This is a genomic window from Spirosoma oryzae (assembly GCF_003002825.1).
Taxonomy (GTDB): Bacteria; Bacteroidota; Bacteroidia; order Cytophagales; family Spirosomataceae; genus Spirosoma; species Spirosoma oryzae.
In genome coordinates, this window is sequence record NZ_PVTE01000002.1 from 310,501 (window position 1) to 333,508 (window position 23,008).

The 23,008-nt window shown below is 54.0% G+C and carries 17 protein-coding genes; 8 read left to right on the forward strand and 9 right to left on the reverse strand.

Features of this window, described 5'->3' with window-relative positions; all coding sequences use genetic code 11:
• Positions 1–332 precede the first annotated feature (332 nt).
• The 3 genes from CLV58_RS03540 (at position 333) to CLV58_RS03550 (ending at position 6,916) form a co-directional block, all read left to right on the forward strand.
• Positions 333–3,929 (forward strand): family 78 glycoside hydrolase catalytic domain, encoded by a 3,597-nt coding sequence (locus CLV58_RS03540; protein WP_106136389.1) that lies wholly within the window; start codon positions 333–335, stop codon positions 3,927–3,929.
• Positions 3,930–4,008: 79 nt separating this feature from the next.
• Positions 4,009–6,390, forward strand: a complete 2,382-nt coding sequence (locus tag CLV58_RS03545) for a sialate O-acetylesterase (RefSeq protein ID WP_106136462.1) — start codon at positions 4,009–4,011, stop codon at positions 6,388–6,390.
• 169 nt (positions 6,391–6,559) lie between these two features.
• Complete coding sequence (locus CLV58_RS03550; protein ID WP_106136390.1) at positions 6,560–6,916, forward strand: hypothetical protein; 357 nt, start codon at positions 6,560–6,562, stop codon at positions 6,914–6,916.
• Positions 6,917–7,312: 396 nt separating this feature from the next.
• Here the strand turns inward: CLV58_RS03550 and gatC are convergent, their stop codons facing one another.
• From gatC to purH, 3 genes are all read right to left on the reverse strand, one after another.
• Entirely contained in the window at positions 7,313–7,597 is a 285-nt protein-coding gene (gene gatC, locus CLV58_RS03555; protein ID WP_106136391.1) for an Asp-tRNA(Asn)/Glu-tRNA(Gln) amidotransferase subunit GatC, read from the reverse strand.
• Positions 7,598–7,709: 112 nt separating this feature from the next.
• Positions 7,710–8,447, reverse strand: a complete 738-nt coding sequence (locus CLV58_RS03560) for a lysophospholipid acyltransferase family protein (protein WP_106136392.1) — start codon at positions 8,445–8,447, stop codon at positions 7,710–7,712.
• Positions 8,448–8,541: 94 nt separating this feature from the next.
• Positions 8,542–10,083, reverse strand: coding sequence for a bifunctional phosphoribosylaminoimidazolecarboxamide formyltransferase/IMP cyclohydrolase (purH, locus tag CLV58_RS03565; RefSeq protein ID WP_106136463.1), 1,542 nt, complete (start codon positions 10,081–10,083; stop codon positions 8,542–8,544).
• 195 nt (positions 10,084–10,278) lie between these two features.
• Here purH and CLV58_RS03570 point away from each other — a divergent pair, with 195 nt between their 5' ends.
• Positions 10,279–11,844 (forward strand): oligosaccharide flippase family protein, encoded by a 1,566-nt coding sequence (locus tag CLV58_RS03570; RefSeq protein WP_106136393.1) that lies wholly within the window; start codon positions 10,279–10,281, stop codon positions 11,842–11,844.
• 277 nt (positions 11,845–12,121) lie between these two features.
• On the opposite strand, the gene CLV58_RS03575 is transcribed toward CLV58_RS03570, so the two are convergent.
• Both CLV58_RS03575 and CLV58_RS03580 read right to left on the reverse strand, forming a co-directional pair.
• Positions 12,122–13,018 carry a DUF4249 domain-containing protein gene (locus CLV58_RS03575; protein WP_106136394.1) on the reverse strand — a complete coding sequence of 299 codons (897 nt, stop codon included), beginning with the start codon at positions 13,016–13,018 and terminating at the stop codon, positions 12,122–12,124.
• Between the two features lie 6 nt (positions 13,019–13,024).
• Complete coding sequence (locus CLV58_RS03580) at positions 13,025–15,424, reverse strand: TonB-dependent receptor (protein WP_106136395.1); 2,400 nt, start codon at positions 15,422–15,424, stop codon at positions 13,025–13,027.
• A 168-nt stretch (positions 15,425–15,592) separates the two neighbouring features.
• On the opposite strand from CLV58_RS03580, the gene CLV58_RS03585 reads away from it, so the two are divergent.
• Positions 15,593–16,450: a TraB/GumN family protein gene (locus CLV58_RS03585; protein WP_106136396.1), complete on the forward strand. Its 858-nt coding sequence runs from the start codon at positions 15,593–15,595 to the stop codon at positions 16,448–16,450.
• 77 nt (positions 16,451–16,527) lie between these two features.
• Here the strand turns inward: CLV58_RS03585 and CLV58_RS03590 are convergent, their stop codons facing one another.
• Both CLV58_RS03590 and CLV58_RS03595 read right to left on the reverse strand, forming a co-directional pair.
• Positions 16,528–17,403 carry a PPK2 family polyphosphate kinase gene (locus CLV58_RS03590; protein WP_106136397.1) on the reverse strand — a complete coding sequence of 292 codons (876 nt, stop codon included), beginning with the start codon at positions 17,401–17,403 and terminating at the stop codon, positions 16,528–16,530.
• 20 nt (positions 17,404–17,423) lie between these two features.
• Positions 17,424–18,305, reverse strand: a complete 882-nt coding sequence (locus CLV58_RS03595; RefSeq protein ID WP_106136398.1) for a PPK2 family polyphosphate kinase — start codon at positions 18,303–18,305, stop codon at positions 17,424–17,426.
• A 128-nt stretch (positions 18,306–18,433) separates the two neighbouring features.
• Between CLV58_RS03595 and msrA the strand changes: the two genes are divergently transcribed.
• Positions 18,434–18,991, forward strand: coding sequence for a peptide-methionine (S)-S-oxide reductase MsrA (gene msrA, locus CLV58_RS03600; protein WP_211300811.1), 558 nt, complete (start codon positions 18,434–18,436; stop codon positions 18,989–18,991).
• Between the two features lie 297 nt (positions 18,992–19,288).
• On the forward strand, positions 19,289–19,552 hold the full coding sequence (locus CLV58_RS03605; RefSeq protein WP_106136400.1) for a hypothetical protein: 264 nt from the start codon (positions 19,289–19,291) through the stop codon (positions 19,550–19,552).
• 21 nt (positions 19,553–19,573) lie between these two features.
• Here CLV58_RS03605 and CLV58_RS03610 read toward each other — a convergent pair whose 3' ends face one another.
• Complete coding sequence (locus CLV58_RS03610; RefSeq protein WP_170108639.1) at positions 19,574–19,975, reverse strand: response regulator; 402 nt, start codon at positions 19,973–19,975, stop codon at positions 19,574–19,576.
• A gap of 330 nt (positions 19,976–20,305) precedes the next feature.
• On the opposite strand from CLV58_RS03610, the gene CLV58_RS03615 reads away from it, so the two are divergent.
• Positions 20,306–20,836, forward strand: coding sequence for a hypothetical protein (locus CLV58_RS03615; RefSeq protein ID WP_106136402.1), 531 nt, complete (start codon positions 20,306–20,308; stop codon positions 20,834–20,836).
• 65 nt (positions 20,837–20,901) lie between these two features.
• On the opposite strand, the gene CLV58_RS03620 is transcribed toward CLV58_RS03615, so the two are convergent.
• The gene (locus tag CLV58_RS03620) at positions 20,902–23,007 is read right to left on the reverse strand and encodes a prolyl oligopeptidase family serine peptidase (protein WP_211300812.1); all 2,106 of its coding nucleotides are present in this window, start codon (positions 23,005–23,007) and stop codon (positions 20,902–20,904) included.
• Position 23,008 lies beyond the last annotated feature (1 nt).

The following is a 23,008-nucleotide window of genomic DNA, read 5'->3' on the forward strand; positions in this document are numbered from 1 at the left end:
CAGCCGGTTGTTGTCTGCGTATTCAGCGATGGGGCAAGCCAGTGATAACTAACTATTGAATCATACGCTAACTGAAGCAGGTATTCACTGGCCAGCTATCGACATAGATTTGAGCTTACGTGGCTTTTTGCGGGAAGAAGCGCTGCACTCTTTGCGCCATGGATTTTCCACAAAGAAAGCAGCGTAGTTACAGCATTTGGTCTGGCGTAAAAGCGGGTGGCAACATCCGCTTTTACATTTTATAGCCATTTGTTAGTCTTCGGGAACACCTGTTTCCGTTCGGCACAGGAAATGTAACAAGCGTATTACTATAACACGCTTTTATTCTTCTCATGTCGCGTTTCCTACTCGCTCTCGTTTGCTGGCTCTGGCTTGGTTTATTTTCCCTGAAAGCGCAGAATGCGATCAGTGCGACAGCGCTACGCTGCGAAAACCTCACGAATCCAACTGCCCTTGAAACCACGAAGCCGCGTCTGAGCTGGCAGCTTAGCGGAGCAGACCGGGGCTTGCTTCAACAGTCGTACCATATACTGGTTGCCAGTTCAGCCGAGAAACTGGCCCGTAACGAAGGCGATTTGTGGAATTCCGGCGTGGTATCGACCGACCAGTCGATCTGGATACCCTACGGCGGCCAGACGCTCACCAGCCGGGCCAGCTACTTCTGGAAAGTACAGATCGTAACAACCAACGGCCTGACGTCCGACTGGAGCCAGCCAGCGACCTGGACAATGGGGCTGATGCAGGCAAGCGACCGCACGGCGCAGTGGATCGGGCTGGAACAAACGTTTCCCTGGGATCAGCCCACGGCCAACCGCACCCGGCTGTCGGCGCGCTATTTCCGGAAAGAAACGCAGCTGACCAAGCCCATCCGGCAGGCCACCGCTTATATCTGCGGATTAGGTCTTTACGAACTACATCTGAATGGGCAACGGATTGGCACGCAGGTGCTGGCCCCCGGCCCGACGGAATACAACAAGCGGGTTTTCTACAACACCTTCGATGTAACGGCGCAACTTCATCAGGGGACCAATGCCCTGGGCATCACCCTGGGGAACGGTCACTTTTTCCGCATGCGCCTTAATCAGTGGGCACTGCCGGAAACGACGCATTACGGCCTGCCCCGCTGCTGGATGCAACTGGAAGTAACTTACACCGACGGGACGAAACAAACGATCATTACCGATACCTCCTGGAAAGTAACCGCCGACGGACCGATCCGGGCCAACAACGAGTACGACGGGGAAGACTACGACGCGACCCGCGAGCTTACCAACTGGCATCAGCCGGGCTTTAACGATTCGAGCTGGCTGGCCGCTGAATCGGTCTCGGCACCAGCCAGCCGGCTGGAGAGCCAAATCAACCCGCCCATTCGCATTATGGAAACGCTGCGCCCCCGCGCGATTCGGTCCCTGCCCAACGGTACGTACGTAGTCGACATGGGCCAGAATATCACCGGCTGGCTGCGCATTCGGGTAGCGGGCGCACGCGGCACCCGCCTGACGATGCGCTTTGGCGAATTAGTCAACGGCGACGGTTCCGTCTACCAGGAAAACCTCCGGTCGGCCCTGCAAACCGACACATACGTGTTGAAAGGCGAAGGTACGGAGGTTTGGGAGCCGCGTTTTACCTACCACGGCTTCCGCTACGTAGAAATAACCGGCCTTACAACGCCACCGACCGTTGCGCAGTTTGACGGCTGCGTGATTTACGACGAGATGGCGCACAGCGGTACGTTCAGTTCATCGAACCCGGTGCTGAACCAGATCGTGACCAATGCCGACTGGGGTATCAAAGGCAACTACCGGGGTATGCCGACGGACTGCTCCCAACGCGACGAACGGTTGGGCTGGCTGGGCGACCGCACGACGGGTGCGCAGGGCGAAAGTTTCCTGTTCGACAATCAGTCGCTCTACGCCAAATGGTTACAGGACATTGAAGACGCGCAAACCGACGAAGGCAGTATTCCAGACGTTGCCCCCTCCTACTGGAAACTCTACACCGATAACGCGACCTGGCCAGCGGCTTATGCGACCATTGCGGCTATGCTGTACGATCAGTATGGCGACGACCGGCCCATTCGGGCACACTATGCCTCGATGAAACGCTGGATTCAGTACATCGACCGGTATCAGCAGGATTACAACTACTGGAAAGATGAGTATGGCGACTGGGCCGTCCCCCCCGAATCACCCGAAATCATTATTACGCAGGACCCAACCCGCAAAACGCCCTTCGACGTACTCGGCTCGACGCATTACTACCGGATTCTGACGCTACTCGAACGGTTTGCAACGATCACGGGTAACGACGCCGACCGGGTCTGGTTTGCCGAACGGGCCAGACTTGTCAGAGATGCCTTCAACCGCAACCATTGGGATACCAGCAAACAACAGTATGCCAACAACACGACTACGGCGAACCTGTTGCCGCTGGCGTTCGGCATGGTCCCCGACGACCGGCGCGACCGCGTAACGGCCAATCTACTCAGTCGCCTGACGGGCGAATACAACACGCACGTCAGTTCAGGGGTGGTCGGTGTACAGTGGCTGATGCGTACGCTGACCACCGTTGGACGGCCCGATCTGGCGTATCAGATTGCGACGAACACCACCTATCCGAGCCTGGGCTACATGACGCAGCAGGGGGCCACGACGATCTGGGAACTCTGGAACGGCAACACCGCCAGCGCCTTCATGAATTCCGGCAACCACGTCATGCTATTGGGCGATCTGCTGATCTGGCTATACGAAAACGTAGCCGGTATCAAGGCGACTGAACCGGGCTTTCGCCGATTAAGCATGTCCCCTACGCCTGTCGGCAATCTGAATCAGGTCAGTGCCAGCCACGTATCACCCTACGGCCCGATTGCCAGCGGTTGGATCAAAAACGAACGGGGTTTTCGCTGGACCGTGACTATACCGGGCAACTGCCGGGCGGAAGTAGCCATCCCCGCCACCTCACCCGAGCTGGTTTGGGAAGGCAGTCGCCGGGCGCTGGAGTCTCCCGATCTGGTGTTTCTACGGCAGGAGTCCGACCGCGTCGTGTTTGCCGTCGGTAGCGGCACGTATGTGTTCACCAACATACCACCGGCCAACCTGACGATGCAGTTGGTAACCGAAAAACGCGTTGTACGATCGGGCGATCCATTATTTATGTACATGACCGTACGGAACGAGGGCCCCGAAACAGCCACGAATGTATCGGTCGGTAACCGGCTGTCGCCCGAACTATCTGTGCTGACAGCGTCCGGGCTGACCCTGACCGATGGGCAACTAGTCGGAAAAATCGCCCAGCTTGACCCCGGTAATCAGGTTACTTACTCGCTGCTGCTACGCCCAACGGTTCCCGGCACATTTGTTCAGACAGCACAGGTGACAGCCGCCGACCAGTTCGATCCTACATCGATACCAAACTCGGGCACGGGCGATGGTGAAGACGATATGGCCGCCGTCGATTTCCGCACAGCCCAAACAGACGGGACGGTCTATCAATCAGCTAACCCGCACCAGACACCGTTGCCACCCGTGCAGTCGAATCAACCTCTGCCCGACTCGACCAAAGCCGATCTGAGTTTGTCGCTAGCAACGGCTCAATCCGTGTTGACGGCAACCATGCCAACAACCCTGTCGCTAATCGTCACCCATCAGGGTGGTTTGTCCGTTGGCAACGTCAGTATCCGGTTGACTGTACCGGCTGACATCACTGCTGGCAGTCAAACGGGTGGCACACTGGTCATACCTGTCGACGGAATAATGCAGCCTGGCCAGTCTAAAATCGTCGCCGTTCCAATCCGGTCCAACGCCAGACAGCCATTTACCGTTCAGGCTGAGCTGATCTCCGCCAGTGTTACCGATCCCGACTCAACGCCTGACAATGGGTTAACCAACGGTGAAGACGATACGGCGCAGCTTCGACTGCGGGTTCACTAGCTAAGGCTTCGTCAACAATACGCTATAAACCAGTGCAAAGGCATTACTTTTGCCTGATTTCTGGTTTTCGTACCCAGCCATGCCATTATTCGTTCGCAGTCTTTTCGCGCTGTTGCTGTTTCCACTCCTGACAACCGCGCAGGTTCAACTTGCTCACCCTATGGCCCGGCTGGTCGTGCAGCGGGGTGCCGACGGCACCGGTCGTATGTATATTGCCGGACGGTTGTCGGGTAGCGTCGACCGGGTAGAAGCGCAACTGACGCCTGTTACAACGGGGCAAGGCACGGCTACCGACTGGCAGGTTGTGCAGACGAGCCCGACAAATAACCAGTTTATCGGTTACGTCACGGGGGCGGGCGGCTGGTACACGCTGACGGTTCGAACAATTGTCGGCGGAGCCGTAACGGCACAGACAAGCGTGCAGCCGGTGGGTATCGGTGAGGTATTCGTTACGGCCGGCCAGTCGAACTCACGCGGTTTAGGACCGGGCGATAATGACCTCGGCACCGCTACCGATCGCGTCAGTACTATTGATTCAATCAATCACTATTACCCACCGGAAGCCGGAAAGCAGCTGTTCTCATCCGGTGATCCATCCCCCGTTCCGGTTTACAAAGCCCTTACCGCCGGTCGGCAGATTTTTCCCATGGCCGAAAGTTCGTGGGGCTGGGGTGAACTGGGCGACTACATTGTCAACCGCTACAACGTGCCGGTTGCCTTTTACAACGCAGGCTGGGATGGTTCGGCACTGTCGAACTGGTACAGTACCGCCAATGGGCAGCCAACCTGCAACCTCTATTATTGCACGGAAAACTGGCCAAACCTGCAACCGTACACTAACCTGAAAAACGTACAAAACTATTACCTCTCGATAGCTGGTGCGCGAGCGGTTCTCTGGCATCAGGGGGAGGCCGAATACGACGTTTCGCGCAACGATATTCCGCAGTATGCCGACCGGCTTCGGGCCGTCATTCAAAAGGCTCGGCAGGATTACGGTAACCGTAACCTGGCCTGGGTTGTGGCCCGAGCTTCATTCAACGGCAGGGTGACAACGCCAGCGGTTATCGATCAGCAGAACGCTGTTATTCTGACCCAGGGGCTGAATGTGTATCCGGGGCCTTACAATGACACGATTCAGAACCGACTGGCCGGCGCTGTCGACGTTCACTTCAAGAACAGCTATCGCCCTGACGTCCATCCCCGGTACTACCTCAACCCAAACAGTATTCCGGTCGAGATGGGGCTGTCGCGCTTTGCCCGGAACTGGAACGCCAGCTTGGACAATAACTTTTTCCAGAATGCGACGCCGATCACCCCGACGCAGTTTGCCGCGACCGGTACGATCGCCCGCTACGTCGTACCCGGCGGCACCGTCAGTGTACCCTTCACGACACTTGGCACCTTCAACGGCGATAACCAATGGCAGGTTCAACTCCTCGACGCAGCCGGGCATTACCTGGCCGTACTCGGTAGTGGCACCACCAGTCCAATTACGGTCACGCTACCCAGTTCGTATACTAGTGGTTCGTATATGTTTCGGGTCGTATCCAGTTCACCCGCGCTGCCCGCCGTTCCGTCCAACGTGTTCGAAATAAATTCGCTGGGCAACGTTGCCGATCTGAGCCTGAGCATGGACATCAGTCAGCGCACACCGGCGGTAGGCGATCTCGTCACGGTGGCACTAACCGTCCGCAACGATGGTCCGGTAACCAGTTCCAATATTGTCGTGCGTGACCGGCTCCCGGCCAATCTGGCGTTCGTATCCGGGATGGGGGTTTCAGCCGCGAACGGAGTCGTAACCGGTACGATCGCTCAACTGAACGCGGGCAGCAGTACCAGCTTGAGTTTTACCACTCAGCCAACAGCGGATGGTTTATACCAGAACGCGGCTGAGATTGCGCAGACCGAGACGACCGACCCCGACAGTCAGCCGAATTCGGGTACCGGCGACGGGCAGGATGATACAGCTCAGGCCGATTTCCGCACACGAGGCAATGGATCTGGTATCTATGCATCGCCCAATCCCAACCAGACGCCGTTACCGCCCGTGCAGAGCAATCAGCCTACGCCCGACCCCAACACGGCCGACCTGAGTTTGGGCATTGCCGTCAGCAATCGTGTTCCGAAAGTGAACGACGTCGTCACCTATACCCTGACGATTTACAACCGGGGCGGAGCAACCACGACAAACGTATCAGCCCGTGCTTACCTGCCAACCGGACAAACGTTTGTGTCGGGTACGAACATGACCGCAACGCAGAATGGAGCCCTTGGTACGGTCAGCTCGATTGCATCGGGAAGCAGCGTCACGCTACAGTTTCAGGCGCGCGTTACGGCATCAGGCACCTGTACTGCCGAAATAATTTCCTCAACCCCCACTGACCCCGACTCAACCCCTAACAATGGCGTTGACAATGGCGAAGATGATACCGCCCGCGTCGACTTGCGCGCGCAGTCATAAAGTCGAGTTGATTACGGTTGTGCTGGTTGCGCTTGGCTTTAACGCATTGCCTTATTTCGTTTTCAGCAAGCCCTGCTAGACAACCAAATAGACTGGGTGATAGCATAAGCGCGTCTCATGTACACTCGCGTTATACTGAGAAACTATACAGAGGACTGCGTTAAAAACTATGGAACATCATAGACATGCGTTACTGAGCCTGATTATGGTAGCCGTCAGTACTGAATTGATACTCGGTTGCCGGGGAAGATGCGAAGTTGCTGATGCTTATTATCGCCCTCAAAAATGTTCGATGGTTGTTACTGACATAAGCCCTGGCCGGCCTTTCAAATTGAAGGGAGTCAATATCTACAACGGGGAAAAAGAAAAATATAGCGAAGAGGGCGGCTGGTATGTTCAATATGGCAAATACATAGCTATCGGTGATACGGTAATAAAGCGGGAGAACGAGTTGCTAATGCGTATTCATAAGCGAGATTCAATTTTGGTCTTTTCACTAGACTGTGAAGAAAAAGGCCATCGTTAGTCTCTTATCGGGCATTATTTCCGCTTGTTCAGAAACCACCAAAGTAATACAGCAAGCAAGACAATCAGCAGGACAGGTACAATTAAGCTGCCTTTGTATATAGTCCCGTATTGCTTATCCGAAGCCGGTTGCGTTTGCGTAGTCATGTCAGTAGTCATCAACGTACCGGCTATATTCAGCATAGTTCACTAATTGTCAGACAATTTGGCTTATTTTTCTAATCTGACAGCAAGAGGGTTCTTCTTTAGTCGCTTTTCTATTGACTAAAGAAGAACCCTCCTGACAAATGCATTTCGCTACTACCGTTGGCGAATCGTTACCGGCTTACAGCAACAGTCGCTGACCACAGACAGAGAGTATCGCCGACTCGGATCGACTAAAATTCTGCCGCGAGCCCTATTCTAATACTTTCGGTACTTCAAAGAATTGACCATCCTGCTGGGGCGCATTAACCAACGCCTGCTCGCGGGGCAGTTGATTCATGACAACATCATCGCGCAGGACGTTGTTTTCCGGCGAGATATGCGTCAGCGGTTCGACGCCCTCCGTGTCGACTTCATTCAGTTGCTCCATCCAGGTCAGTACGTCGTTCATACTGCCGAGCATACTGGCTTCCTCTTCGGGCCGCACGTCCAGCCGGGCGAGGTGCGCAATTTTGTGCAGAAGTTCTGTTGTAATCATAGTCAGCGCGTTTGGGGAAACACGGAGGAATAGAGGATTCACAGAGACAACAGAGAAATTATGACACCCGTGCTTGCTCAGTTATCTCCGTGAAAGCTCCGTTTCTCTGTGTTTAAAAATTAACTCGTTGTCTCACTGAATCCAACTCCTCTTGAATTACCCGATAGGTTTCTTCATTGAGTCGCTCGACGTCATCCTGCGTCAGACCGGTAGTCGCGATGGGCGCGTGAATGACGGCGCGCAGCGGACACCGACGCATCCGGATTTGGGGCACGTCGGGCAGAATCTGGTAGTTCGTCAGCAACGTAATCGGGACGATGGGTACCTGCTGTTGAATAGCCATGATAAAGGCACCGTTTTTTAGTGGATGTCGCATCTGCGGGATGTCCTTCGCCACAATGCCTCCTTCCGGAAAAATCATGATGCTCCGTCCCGACGCCAGCGTACGAATCGACTTGGCCAGCGAGTAAGCCCGGCTATTTGCCTGCTCCCGATCGACCTGCACGTGTAGTTTGGCAAACATATAGCCCAGCAGTGGAATGTGTTTCACCTCACTCTTTCCCACGAAGGCGAAATAGTTGTCCACCACCACGCCCATAGCGGCAATATCCAGGTACGAAAAGTGGTTGGCACAGAACACATATACGCCATCCGATTCCGGTCGAAATCGGTGCTCGATCTCGACCGAGATACCGACCAGTGCAAAAAACGCCTTTCCCCACCATCGGTTAATTCGGTGTGCCATTGGCTTCCATGCCGTCCGCTGTAGACAGATGAACTGTACCGGAAACAGCAGCAGATAAAGCCCCACCAGCACCACCGCACACCAGATCGTATAGAGAAGCCGCATAACGGTATTCGGTTTTCAGTACACGGTTTTCGGCAACCACACCGACATGCGCTTGGCTTACACCGTAAACCGTATACTGAAAACTGTAAACTGACTAGTGTTTGAAATGCCGGACACCGGTGGTCACCATCGCCATATCGTGCTGATTGCAGTAGTCGATCGAATCCTGATCGCGGATGGAACCGCCGGGCTGAACAACGGCCGAAATACCAGCCTGACCGGCGATTTCAACGCAGTCGGGGAAGGGGAAGAACGCGTCCGACGCCATAACCGACCCGGTCAGGTCGAAACCAAAGGCGTGGGCTTTTTCGATGGCCTGCCGCAGCGCATCGACGCGCGACGTCTGGCCAACGCCACTTGCCAGCAGTTGTCCCTCTTTCGCCAGCACGATCGTATTTGATTTCGTGTGCTTGCAGACTTTCAGGGCAAACTCCAGCGCCCGTACTTCGCTGTCGGTCGGTGCTTTCAGCGTTACGGTTTTGAACTGATCGCCTACTTCGGCCGTGTTGTCTTTGTCCTGTTCCAGTACGCCGTTCAGGATTGTCTTGAACATAACCGTCGGCAGGGCAACCGGCTTGCGACGCAGTAAAATCCGGTTCTTTTTCGACTTCAGCAGGTCAAGAGCTTCGGGGGCGAAATCAGGAGCGATCAGGATTTCCATGAACAGTTTGTTCAGTTCTTCCGCCGTCGCCAGATCAACCGTACCATTTGTGATTACCACGCCACCGAAGGCCGACACGGGATCGCAGGCCAGGGCGTTGAGGTAAGCCTCTTTCGCCGTAGCCGCCGTCGCGATACCGCAGGCATTGGTATGCTTGATGATGGCAAAAGTCGGCGTATCGCCAAACTCATCGATCAGCCCCACACAGGCATCCACGTCGACAAGGTTGTTGTACGACAGTTCTTTGCCGTGCAGCTTGTCGAACATAGCATCCAGATCACCGAAGAAACGGGCTTGCTGGTGCGGGTTTTCGCCGTACCGCAGGTGATTTTCGGGCAGTTGCTGGAAGTCGTGCACGTCGGTAGTCGCCGAATCGTCACCAGCCGGACTGCTCAGAAAATACTGCTGAATGGCCGTGTCGTAACCCGACGTTACACTGAACGCCTTTCCGGCGTATTCGCGCCGGTCGCTCAGGTCGGTACCCCCGTTTTTCTCGGTCAGCAGGCTGACCACCCCGTCGTACTGACTACGCGACGACACGATCAGGACGTCGTTGTAATTTTTAGCCGCAGCCCGGATCAGCGAAATACCGCCGATGTCGATTTTTTCGATGATGTCTTCATCCGACGCACCCGAGGCTACCGTTTCTTCAAACGGATAGAGATCGACTACGACGAGATCGATCGGCGGAATACGATGCCGATCAGCCTGTGCGAGGTCTTCGGGCATGTTTCGCCGGTAGAGAATACCACCCATTACGGCCGGGTGCAGCGTTTTTACCCGCCCCCCGAATATCGACGGGTAGCCGGTCAGGTCTTCAACGGCCGTGACCGGAATACCCAAATTTTCGATAAATGTCTGCGTACCGCCGGTCGAATAAAGTTTCACGTTGTGCTCGTGAAGCAGGCGGACGAGAGGTTCGAGACCGTCTTTGTAATAGACGGAAATCAGCGCGGAGGATATTGGAAGGGACATACAGTACGATGAACGTATCTGCAAAGATAGCCAAAGGTCGTAAACCCCCATCCCAACTCGTTTCTAAGCGGAAAGGACTTGCACCTGGATTTCGCTAATGCATCATACACGGGGCGGAGCCGGATTGTGGCGGCACCGACTAATTTCGGATAGCGTATTACCTTTGTCAGCCGGGCTTTGGGCCTGCATCCGTCTATGAGTACCTTCAAAAAGCTGGCTGGCGACACCGCCCTGTACGGACTAAGCACGATTGTGCCCCGCATGATCAACTTCGCGCTCGTGCCGTTACAGACGTGGGTCTTCACGGAAGCCGGCGAACTGGCGTCGAACGTCGTGCTGTACTCTTACGTCGCCCTGATGCTGGCGGTGTACACGTTTGGGCTCGAAACAGCCTTTTTCCGGGGTGCCGCCCGCGCGAAAGGCCCCGAAAACAAATCGATACGCGACGAGACCTTCAACAATACACTCAGTATTGTGCTGGTGATCACCGGCTTCTTCACAGCGCTGATTCTACTGCTGTCCAGACCTATTACCAGTTGGCTCGACTTTAAAGGGCAGGAACTGTCGATTACATGGTGTGCGCTACTGGTGGCTATTGACGCCATCATGTCGATCCCCTTCGCACGGTTACGAGTGGAGGGCCGTGCGCGGCAGTTTGTTACAGCTAAGATTATCAATGTAGTTGTGATGGTCGGGCTGAATTTCTTTTTCCTGCTGTTCTGCCGCGACGTATACATGGGTAAGTACCTGACCGGCCTGCAGCCCCTTATCCGACTGATTTATTACCCGGCCATCGGCCCCGGCTACATCTTCCTGGCCAACCTGCTGGCAAATCTATTATACGTGTACCTGCTACGCGACACGCTGCTAAATTTCAAGTTTCAGCTACGCCCGGATGCTGTCAAGCCGCTGCTGCTGTATTCGTTCCCCTTGATGCTAACCACGTTGGCGGGCCTGCTCAATACTCTAACCGACCGAATTGTACTGTCGCACCTACTCCCGGCGGGTTTCTACCCCGGCCTGACGACCAACGCTGCCGTAGGGGTATACGGTAACTGTTACAAGCTATCGGTCTTTATGGCGCTGGCGATTCAGTCGTTCAAATTTGCCGCTGACCCGTTTTTCTTCGCCCAGGCCGACGACAAGCAGGCTCCCGATCTGCTGGGGCGCGTGACGAAGTGGTTCGTTATTATCTGCGTGGTAATATGGGTGGGGGTCAGCCTGAACATCGACGTAATCGGGCAACTGATGCTGCGGTCACCTGTATACCGAACAGGTCTGGGTATTGTGCCGATTCTGCTGCTGGCCAACCTGTTTCTGGGCGTTTATTACAACATCTCGTTCTGGTTCAAGCTGAGCGACAAAACACGCTTCGGCACGCTGATTACAGTGATCGGATTGGCCGTAACGGTCGCCGGGAATATCCTGCTGATTCCCGTAATGGGCTACATGGGCTGCGCCATTGCGTTTCTGGCGTCCTGCATCGTGATGACCGTTGTCTGTTACCTGCTGGGCGAAAAATACTACCCTGTTCCCTACAACGTCGGCTCGGCGCTTGGCTACATCGCGGGTGCAGGCGCGCTCATCTGGGCGGCCGGGCTCATCAAAATCACCAGTTTCTGGATTGCCATTCCGTATCATCTGGTTCTGTTTGCGCTGTTCCTCGGCGTCATCGCTGTCGTCGAGCGCGATACTATTCAGGATGGCATCAACCGGTTCCGCCGTCGGGGGAAGAGCAGCCCGACGGCACCGGTGGTGTAGGTTGTAGCCTGGCCCCTCCCCCCCGGCCCCTCTCCCAAAACAGGAGAGGGGTGACTCATCCGGGTACTCTTACCCGTTGTATTGGCTCTAGTGTCAGTAATGTAGCCTGGACGTCTACGTCCGGGTGGGCGCGACAGCGGCCAACAAAGCGACTGCCTGAAACAGTTGTCCTGACGGGCACCCGGACGTGGACGTCCAGGCTACACAGTAAAGCTGACGGTTACCAGACCGGGAGCCACGCGGTGACCACCGTGGCGCGGCCGCTCTGGGTTACAACCTACCGCAAATTTTCTTTTTTCACGACGGCTGATCGGGTGCGTATGGCTGATGCGGTGAAGAAGCCCGTAGCAGCACGGCCACCGTTGGCCATGTTGACGATGTTGGTGGGTAAATTGGCTGGGGGCGTTGCGAATAAGCCACCGTTGGTGAGTTGCGTCCGTAGCTGGCTCAGGAAATCGAACGCTTCAGGTGTGATCGACTGCACCTCAACGCGTACTGAATCATTCATGCGGTACAGACTGTCGGGATTGATTGACTGGCGGATGGGTTGAATGAACTGAAGCCCGTCAGTGTCGGCACTACCCCGGAAAGCGGCATCCTGTACCGTTACAATGTTGCGGGGTTTGTTTTGTAACACGCCATTCCAGAAAAAACGGACACGGTAGTAATCACGAGCGCCGGGAAAATCACGCGCATAAAAGCTGGCCCGATACCCCATGGTACTGGAAATCGGATTGATTCGGGCTTCCCGAAATACCAGCGAGTCGATGGCTGGTACCCGGTTCATGGTCGAACTGGCTATGTACGTGTCGCCCTGATAGGCAATGGTTAACTTATAGGTACGGCCGATACGCCCCATTGTATCGCGTTGGGCGGGTTGCCAGACGTAGTACCCATCATTATCAGGATCGGTGAATACATAGGTTCGGCCCGTATTATCGGCGACTGTCACGGTAGCACCTTTGGCGGCCGGTGTCGTTGCGCTGTCGAAATAAGGGGCTGTCAGGCTAAGTCGTACCGTCTGCGGACCAGGCTGGTCGGTGATCGTTCCGTCGACAGACAGTTGTGTGGGTGACGTATCAAGCTTAGCATCGATGACGGTCTCGCAGGCCGTGTTCAGCCAGACTAACGTCAACAGTGCTCCTAGTAATCGGAAGTAAGATAGAGTAGTCATGGCTGATCAGAATTTGAAGTTGTACGTAACGGACGGGATGGCTGACGCAAATACGGAGTACCGAACCGCCTGGGTAATGCGGGGGTCGGTCGAGCTGGGCTGGAAGAATACAGAAAACGGATTTTTCCGGGCGTAGACGTTGTAGACTGAAAATACCCAGTTGTCGTCCTTGCGCTTGCCGGTTCGTTTGCGCCCCTGCAACGTAGCCGCCAGATCGAGTCGGTGATAAGGCGGAATGCGGTAGTTATTCCGTCCGTTGACAGTGTATGGCACGTAACCTTCGTACTCGAAACGGCTGGTTGGGAAGGTAGCGGGCGTTCCGCTGGCAAAGGTGAAGGTAGCCGAGAAATTCCAGCGGCTGCGACCGTCCGTACGACCCGGCGGATCGATCAGCAGCACCGACGTCAGCGTATGCCGCCGGTCGAAGCGAGTCGCGTACCAGTCGCCGTTGTTGATACCCGCTACCTGCCGTTCCGTCTTCGCCAGCGTGTAGCTGATCCAGCCGTTGACGACACCGGTATTCCGCTTGACGTAGAACTCGGCCCCGTAGGCACGGCCCCGTCCGCTAAGCAAGTCGCCTTCGAGGTACTGATTCAGAATCAGGCTGGCCCCGTCGATATAGTCGATCTGATTTTGCAGCCACTTGTAGTACACTTCGACCGACGCTTCGTAGGCCCGTCCCTGTGTACTGCTCTTTCCGAAATTACGGAAATACCCCCCGGCGATCTGATCCGCCAGTTGGGGTTTGACGTTGTTGGTCGATGGGGTCCAGACGTCGAGCGGAGTAGAAGCCGTCGTGTTGGAAATCAAGTGGATATACTGCGCCAGCCGGTTGTAGCTGAGCTTGACCGAACTGTTGTCGCCGAGGTCCAGCTTGGCCGCAAAACGCGGCTCCCAGTTACCGTAGGTCTGAATAGACTTCCCCCGGTCGTAGGTCTGCGTCGACACCAGCGCTTTTCGTTTACCAACCTCGCCGTCGTTGCTGAATGTGTACGCTTCGCCGGGCCCGATATAGGTAAACAGGGAATAACGCAGTCCATATTGCAGCTGTAACTGACGGGTTAACTGCTGTTCGTTGCCGATGTATACGGCATTTTCCAGGGCGTAGCGACTGTTCAGGCCAAACGTCCGTTCAACGCCAGCGCTCGTCGCGGTAGCCAGACCAGGCTGGAAATCATGCAGAATCGATTGCCCGCCAAACGTAAGGGTACTGCGTCCCAGAAACAGCGAGAAGTCAGGCTTCAGGCTGTAATCAACAATGCGCGAGTTGGTACGGAAATAGTCCTGCGGATTCTTCCCGTTCAGGTCGGAGTTGAGTGCATAGTCGTAGTTGCTGTAGTAGGCCGTCGTGTTAAGAAACAGCTTGTCGCTGAAGACGTGGTTCCACCGGGCCGACAGCGTCGTGCTGCCCCAGTTGAAGCCGAAATCAGCCCCGAATACATCGCGCCCCAGGTAGCCCGACAAAAACACGGTGTTCTTGTCGTTGATGCGGTAATTGGCTTTCGCCGTCAGGTCGTAGAAATAAAATTTAGAACCGCGCAGGTCGCCCCGTAGAAAGGGTTGCGCCAGAATATCGGCATACGATCGCCGGGCCGCGACGATAAACGATCCCTTATTTTTCAGAAACGGCCGTTCGTACGACAACCGACTAAAGATCAGACCGATACCGCCGTTCAACTCTCCTTTTTTCGCATTCCCTTCTTTCAGACGTACATCCAGAATCGACGCGATTCGTCCGCCATAGTTAGCCGGAATACCGCCTTTGATAAGCTTGACATCCTTCACCGCATCGGGATTGAACACGGAGAAAAAGCCAAACAGGTGCGACGAGTTATACACCGGTGCTTCGTCGAGCAAAACCAGGTTCTGATCGATACTACCACCCCGGACGTTGAAACCCGTAGCGCCCTCCCCTACCGTACTGACCCCCGGCAGCAGTTGGATACTCCGAACCACGTCGACCTCACCAAGTAGGGCCGGAATGCGCTTGATTGTCTGAACACCAATCCGGTTGACGCTCATCTCAACGCTTTTCACGTTGTCGTCTTCACGCTGCGTCGATACAGTCACTTCCTGAAGCTGACGACCTTCCTGCGTTAGCTCCAGATCGAGTTTTACGTTCCGGTCGGTCAGTGTAACGGTTTGTGTCTGCCTGGTGTAGCCGACGTAGCTAACGACGAGATTGTACGTGCCGGGCGGCATCGTTACGGCGTAGAATCCGTAATTGTTCGTCACGGCACCCGTACCCGTTTCTTTCACGTAAACCGATACGCCGATCAGGCCTTCGGCATTGGCCGCATCTTTTACGTAGCCACTGACGGTTAGTTTGTCCTGCGCAAAACCAGTATCAACGCTAACCAGCCAGCTCAGCAACACCAGCCAATAAAGCAGTATATCTTTCTTCATAGTGAATTTGTCGTAGTGGGAGACCAGACGCCTTGTTTTCCCGCAAAAGTACGATCTGTAAAAAGGTGGGTCGTTTAAATTTGTTGAAACTCCGTTTTGCCGGGTTGAACGGTAAGCGAAAGCCAATGCGAAAGCCGTTTCTTTACACTAGCTTAACAACCATCGCCTATGCGCCTTATTCTGCTCTTATTGGTTCTGTTTGCTGGCCGGGTCAACGCTCAGTCGATGCTGTGGGAAGTGTCGGGCAACGAGTTGAAACAGCCGTCTTACCTGTTCGGCACGTACCATATTTTGAAGGACAGCTACATCAGTAAAGCGCCAACCGTCCGGCAGGCATTCGATAAGTCAGCGGGCGTTGTCGTCGAAACGACAGTCGATTCGGCCGCGATGCTGAGTATGGCCATGAAGGCCATGATGCCCGGTAAGAACCTGAAACAGTTGATCTCCCCCGCCGACTACGAACTGGTAGCGAACGAGTTCAAAAAAATGACGGGCTACGATCTGGCCATGTTTAGTATGATGAAGCCGATCATGACGGCAACGACGCTGAGCATGGCGTACACCGAGAAGGAATCCGACACGCTGAACCGCTTTACGGGTCAGCCGATCGATCTGTTTTTTGCCAGCGAAGGGCGTAAACTCAACAAGACCGTAACACCCCTGGAGACCATGGAACAGCAGATGGGCTTCCTGTTCGACCACGACCCGGTCGAGAAACAGGCAACGGATCTGGTAACGATGGTTAAAGAGAAAGCGGGGATGCAGAAAGCTGCCGGTGACCTGACCAAACTCTACCTCAAAGGCGATCTGGATGGTTTGTACAAGCTGAGTCGGTCGTTCGAAGACAAATACGGCGATCTGTCCTTTCTGGTCACGGAGCGCAACCAGACCTGGATGAAACGGCTACCCGGCCTGATGGCCACCCGCCCAACGTTCATCGCCGTGGGCGCTCTTCACCTGGCCGGCCCCGACGGACTTATAGCCCTCCTCCGCAAGCAAGGGTACCAGCTGAAGGCGGTGAAATGAAGCGTTTACGGTATTTGGTTTACGGTTTCCAGCACATGACCGAAAACCGTAAACCAAATACTGAATACTATAAACAGCTATTCGTCCTGCTCCTTGATCAGCTTACGCTGTTCGCGGATGGTTTTCTCGTCTGTTTCGGGGAACGACGTTGGTAGTTCTTCGAGCAGTTCGGTCAGAATATTGGCGATGATGAGTTGCTGATTTTTGCGGTCGTCGCTGGGAATTACGTACCACGGATTTTCCTTCGTCGCCGTTGCATTGATCGTGTCCTCATAGGCCTTCATGTAGTCGTCCCAGAACTCACGCTCTTTCAGATCGCTGGGGCTTAGCTTCCACTGCTTTTCTACGTCGTCGAGTCGGGCCAGCAGTCGATTCCCCTGCTCCTGCCTGTCGACATGCAGATATAGTTTCACAATCGGAAATCCATTGCGAAACAGGTAATTTTCAAAGTGTACGATATCGCCAAAGCGCTGTTTCCAGAGCGTCTCGATGTCTTTCGGCATCAGGTTCTCCGGTATCGACTGCTTTGCCAGTCGGTCGGGGTGAACGCGCAGCGCCAGCACTTCTTCGTAATACGAGCGGTTGAAAACACCGATGTTGCCCCGCTCCGGCATTTCCTGCCAGAAGCGCCACAGAAAATCATGCTTTAGATCGGTAGTTTCCGGTTTCTTAAAGGCAGCCATCCGAAACCGGGACGGATTTACCCCCTTGAACACCCGCCGGATACTGCTGTCTTTTCCCGCAGCGTCCATCGCCTGAAATACAACCAGAAAGCCGTATTTTTCCTCGGCATGCATTCGGTTCTGCGCCTGATCCATACGAGCCGCCAGCGCATCGAGTTGTCGGTTCAGATCGTCGTCATCTGCATACAACGGGTCAATCAGCGTTGGTGTCTTGGCATACTTAAACGGGGTCGTATTGTCGAAACGAAACGACTTACTGGAAAAGGCCATACTTCTTTATGTTGAGGGAGTTATTGCGCCTGAATGATCGGAATCAGCTTTTGCAGTTCCTTAAACCGGTCGGCGTCGGTTTCCGGCTTCTTGATGGGTAATTTCTTCAGCTCTTCAATGATAATCCGACCGACGATCAGCCGCATGTTCTTTTTGTCGTCGGCGGGTACGACGTACCAGGGGGCTTTGTCCGTCGCGGTTTCGTTGATGCATTCTTCGTACGCGTCGTGATAGTCGTCCCAGAACTCCCGCTCTTTCACATCGCTCTCGGCGAACTTCCAGTTTTTCTCCAGCTTTTCGATCCGGTCGATCAGCCGTTTGGCTTGCTCGTCCTTCGATACATTCAGGAAAAATTTGATAACTGGAAACCCGTTGTAATGCAGGAATTTCTCCATATCACGTAACGCTTCGTAGCGGTGTTCGAACAGCTTTTTCAGATCTTTCGTCGACTTCTCGGGTATCCGCTGACTATCGGTCAGAATCTCGGGATGCACTTTCGTTACCAGGACTTCTTCGTAATACGAGCGGTTGAAAATACCGATCGTACCCCGTTCGGGCAGTTCGCGCCAGCTTCGCCACAGAAAGTCATGGTCAAGCTCCTGATCGGTAGGCTGCTTGAATGAATATACTTTCACCCCCGTCGGGTTAGTACCCGTAAATACGTGCTTGATCGTACCATCTTTCCCCGCAGCATCGAGCGCCTGAAAGACGATGAGAAAACCGTAGCGCTTGTTGGCGTATAACTGATCCTGATACTTGTCGATTTCGTCGGCCTGTTGCCGAAGCATCGTCTCGTAGTGACTTTTGTCGTCGTACAGATTGTCCAGCTTTGTCGGCAACTTTTTGATTTTCAGCTTTTTTTCACCGTCGTAGCGAAACTGGTCGATAGCGAGATCTTTCATAGGTGGGGGTATAAACTTTACGGAAATGAAGACTGTTATACCTGTAGCAACAAGGAACGGTACTAATAGTTATTGACCGTCCCTGCCCTCATCATCAACTTCATTTCCGGGTTGCTTACCGAATACAGATGAATACGAACTCCAATACTGAGAAGGCTACCTTTGGCACCGGCTGTTTCTGGTGTACGGAAGCCATGTTCAACGCACTCGACGGTGTTATTTCAGCCGTTTCGGGCTACGAAGGTGGTCAGAAAGAGAACCCGACCTACAAGGAAGTGTGCACCGGCGACACCGGGCATGCAGAATGCGTCGAGATTACCTACGACCCCACCGCCATATCGTACCAGGACTTACTACAGGCGTTCTTCCGTAGCCACGACCCAACAACATTGAACCGGCAGGGTGCCGATGTCGGTACGCAATATCGCTCGGTTATCTTCTACCACAATGATGAGCAGAAGCAACTGGCTGAAACGGCCAAAGCTGAACTCGATAAATCGGGGGCGTACGACGACCGGATCGTGACCGAAATCAGCCCAGCCACGACGTTCTACCCCGCCGAAGATTACCACAAGGATTACTTCCAGAAAAACCCGAATCAGGGATACTGCGCCTTCGTCGTCGCGCCGAAACTCGACAAGTTTCGCAAGGTGTTTAAAGACAAACTGAAGCCTGTCAACGCATAAGTGAATTCCTTACAAACAGACAAGGCCCTCCAATCTGGAGGGCCTTGTCTGTTTATAAACGCCAGTAGTCAACCGACTACCCATAGTCGGTTACGTACCGTACTATACGCTGGCTTTGTCAGCATTGATTAGCTTCGGCATAGCTCGCTTGGCACCGGTTTTGCGCTTTCTATACGAACGCTTTGTTTCGCACCGTTGACACACAAAATACAGACACTCCGCACACAAATACGTCCATCGCCTGCCAGTTACCGTACTTTTAATAGGAATTGTGTTGCTAGTATACTCGACCTGATTATGACTTTGACATCCCGCGATGCCGTCAATTGGCAGACGCTCTTGCAGATCGTTCGCCTTATTCCTCCCGGCAGTCAGACTCCCCTCGTCTCCTTCACCAATCCCACTGATGCGGCTCAGTTTATGCACCAGCAGGACCCACCCGGCAAGCGCCTGTGCGTGCTGACAAAAGATGCTTCGCTGTTCTGGATTGTACCGATTAGCGTAGCCGACCAACTGATTAAGCTTGGCTTTTATCCGATACTTGATACTATTTGCCTGTAACCCCTTTACGACCTGACTTCACTAGTTCGTGTTCGTCAGCATCCGGGCTGCGTTCACCAGGTTAGCGTAGTTACTGGCTTTTTGAATCAACCCATTACACCCGAGTTCGAAACATCGTTTCATCACCGTTTCACGCGTCGTATCCGCCAGCATGATTACGGGTATCGCCCGGAATGAAGCATCTTTTTTCAGGACCTGTAGCGTTTCGAAGCCGTTCATAATCGGCGTGTTGGTAGCTAACAGAATCAGATCGGGAAGCCGGCCGTCCAGGCAGTGCGTAAGGCGAATGAGCAGGTCTGCGCCGTTTTCAATGTGGCAGAACATGGGCTTTTTATGACCGTCAATCAAGTTATTTTGATTGTACTCAAGAACAGAATCGCCCTGATCGACAACGTACACCAAGGGCGCATTAATAGTAATCATACAAGTCAAATAAAGCATCGGATATTGCACCCGTCCCGTATCAAGAATTGATCCAATCCACTCCCTCGTAGCCCATACGTCCCCCTTTCTTATTTCCCGACCCCTATCGCGAATCAGCCCGGGTCAGGTGGGTGTTTTTTCGCGTTCAACTACCGATACATAAGGCAGGCCAACTTTGCAAAAGGTCATATAATGGTATGATTGGTGCTGACTGAACGACCAAATTTCCGTTATTTTGCCCCGAACACACAACGTAATGGATAGATCACGTTTGGCCTGTTCGACAGTCTTACGTGCTTTATTCGGCTCAACCAATTATTTTTTACTACCATGAAAAAACTTCACTACGTCTTCCTGCTGATGATCCTGTCACTTGTCAGCACACGCTCGTTCGCTCAGATGCCCATCGACAAGGGCACTACGTTTGTCAATGCCGGTATCGGCGTTGGTGGTTCTGCTGGTGTTGGTGGTATAGCCTTGGGCGCTGGTGCTGATTTTGGCGTCGCACCTAATATCACGGTCGGTGGTCAGGCAGCTTATCGTAGCTTCAACTATGGGTATCTTGGCATCAACGACAAAATCAACTATCTGTATTTTGCAGCCCGGGGTTCGTACCATTTTAACGAGCTACTTAAGCTGAATATGAACCAACTGGATTTGTACGCCGGACTTGGTCTCGGCTACGAAAGCGTTTCGTATTCAAGCAGCTACGGTAGTAATTTTAACACCTTTGCCAGTGGCGTATACGTTCCCGTTCACATTGGCGCACGTTACATGTTCTCAGACAAAATTGGCGGTGTTGCCGAATTGGGCAGTGGCGTTGCACCCCTGTTTCTAGGCGTAACGTTCAAACTCAAATAAAAACGCGTCATAAAACAGAAAAGGGCTACCAGCGTGATCTGGTAGCCCTTTTCTGTTTTATGACGCTATCGTAACGCCTTGACGCCTACGTTCCAGAGAATGAACGAATAGGTTTCGGCTGCGTCTTCGATGTTCTTTTTCGTGTTACTGGCTCCGTGGCCGGAGTTCGTCTCGACCCGAATCAGCACGGGATTATTTCCTTTGTAGACCTCCTGTAGGGTAGCCGCATACTTGAACGAGTGCGCCGGAACGACACGGTCGTCGTGGTCGGCCGTAGAAATTAGCGTGGCCGGGTAATTTTGGCCAGGCTTCAGATTATGAATGGGCGAGTATGCATAGAGCGCCTTGAACTCCTCGGGATTGTCACTACTGCCGTAATCAGCAATCCAGTTCCAGCCGATGGTAAACTTGTGAAAGCGCAGCATATCCATCACCCCTACCTGTGGAATAGCCACCCGGAATAAATCAGGCCGTTGGTTCATCACAGCCCCGACGAGCAGGCCACCGTTGGAGCCGCCCATGATCGCCAGTTTAGCTGAGCTGGTGTATTTCTCCTTGATCAGATATTCGGCCGCTGCGATGAAATCGTCGAACACGTTCTGCTTTTTCAGCTTCATGCCCTGTTCGTGCCACGCTTCGCCGTATTCGCTACCGCCACGCAGGTTGGCCTGCACATAAATGCCTCCCTGCTCCAGAAACGGAATGCGCAACGGATTGAAACCCGGCGGCAGACTCACGTTGAAACCGCCGTAGCCGTAGAGCAGCGTCGGGTTCGTTCCGTCGAGTTTCAGGCCTTTGCGGTGGGTCAGGAACATCGGCACTTTCGTTCCGTCTTTGCTGGTGAAGAACACCTGCTTTGTTTCGTAATCGCCCGGCTTGAAGTCGACTTCGGGGGCGCGGAACACGGTACTTTTCCGACTGGCAATGTCGTACCGGTAAATGGTCGACGGGGTGGTAAACGAGGTGAACGAATAGAAGACGAACGTATCTTCCGGCTGACCGCCAAACCCACCGACCGATCCCAGTCCGGGCAGCTCGACGGTACTTTCGCGCTTGCCCATGTAGTCGAACACCTGAATCTCTGACACGACGTCTTTCGTGTATTCGACAAACAGCTTGCGCCCGCCCGTGCTTACACCACCATCGGCCATGGGATATTTCGTTTCGTCAATCAGCGTCGTCAGGGCTTTTTTCTTCGTATCGAACGCAACGATTTTGCCATTGGGCGCTTTATCGTTCGTCTGCATCAGCAGGACGTCACCCCGGTTGTCGATCAGGCTGTAGCGCGAATCGGTTACGTCGGCGATGATAGGCGCGAATGTTTTTTCGGCGGCTTGACTGTCGATAAAGAACAGCGCATTCCCATCTTTACCCTGTCCCCGATCGCTTACCGACAGCACGGCAAACCGTTCGTCGTCGGTGGTAGCGAGCGTGTGGAAGCGCTGTAGATTTTTGGTATCCTCATACACCAACCGGTCGGCCGATTGCGCGGTGTTTATCCGGTGGAAGAAAACCTGGTGATTGTCGTTTTTAGCCGCTAATGCGCTGCCTTCCGGTTTTGGGTACCGGCTGTAATAAAAACCGTCGCCCTGCCAGGCCGCTCCCGACACCTTGACCCAGTCGAGTGTTTCGGGCAGGTACTGCTTCGTCGTCAGGTCCATGACGCGGTAGCTGAACCAGTCAGAGCCCCCTTTCGACGTACCTACTACCGCATACTTCCCGTTTTTCGACAGCGAAAATACCGTCAGTTTCGTCGTACCATCGGCCGACCACTGGTTCGGATCGAGCACGACTTCGGGCTTCCCGTCGAGACCAACCTGCCGATACAATACCGATTGGTTTTGCAGCCCGTCGTTTTTGTAGAAGTAGTACCACTTGTTCATGTCGCCCGTTCCCTGATGGAACGGAGCTGAATACTTGGGGTAATTGTAGATCTTCTCCATCCGCTGCTGTAACTGCTTGCGGTAGGGAATCTGCGCCATGTAGGCATCGGTGACCTTATTTTCGGCCTTTACCCATTCCGCCGTTTCCGCCGACCGGTCGTCTTCCAGCCACCGATACGGATCGGCAACAACGGTACCATGGTAGGTGTCGGTATGGTCGACCTTGCGGGCTTTGGGGTATTGAATCGGATCGCCCGACTGGGCATCCGCTGTGGTCATATCAAGCATA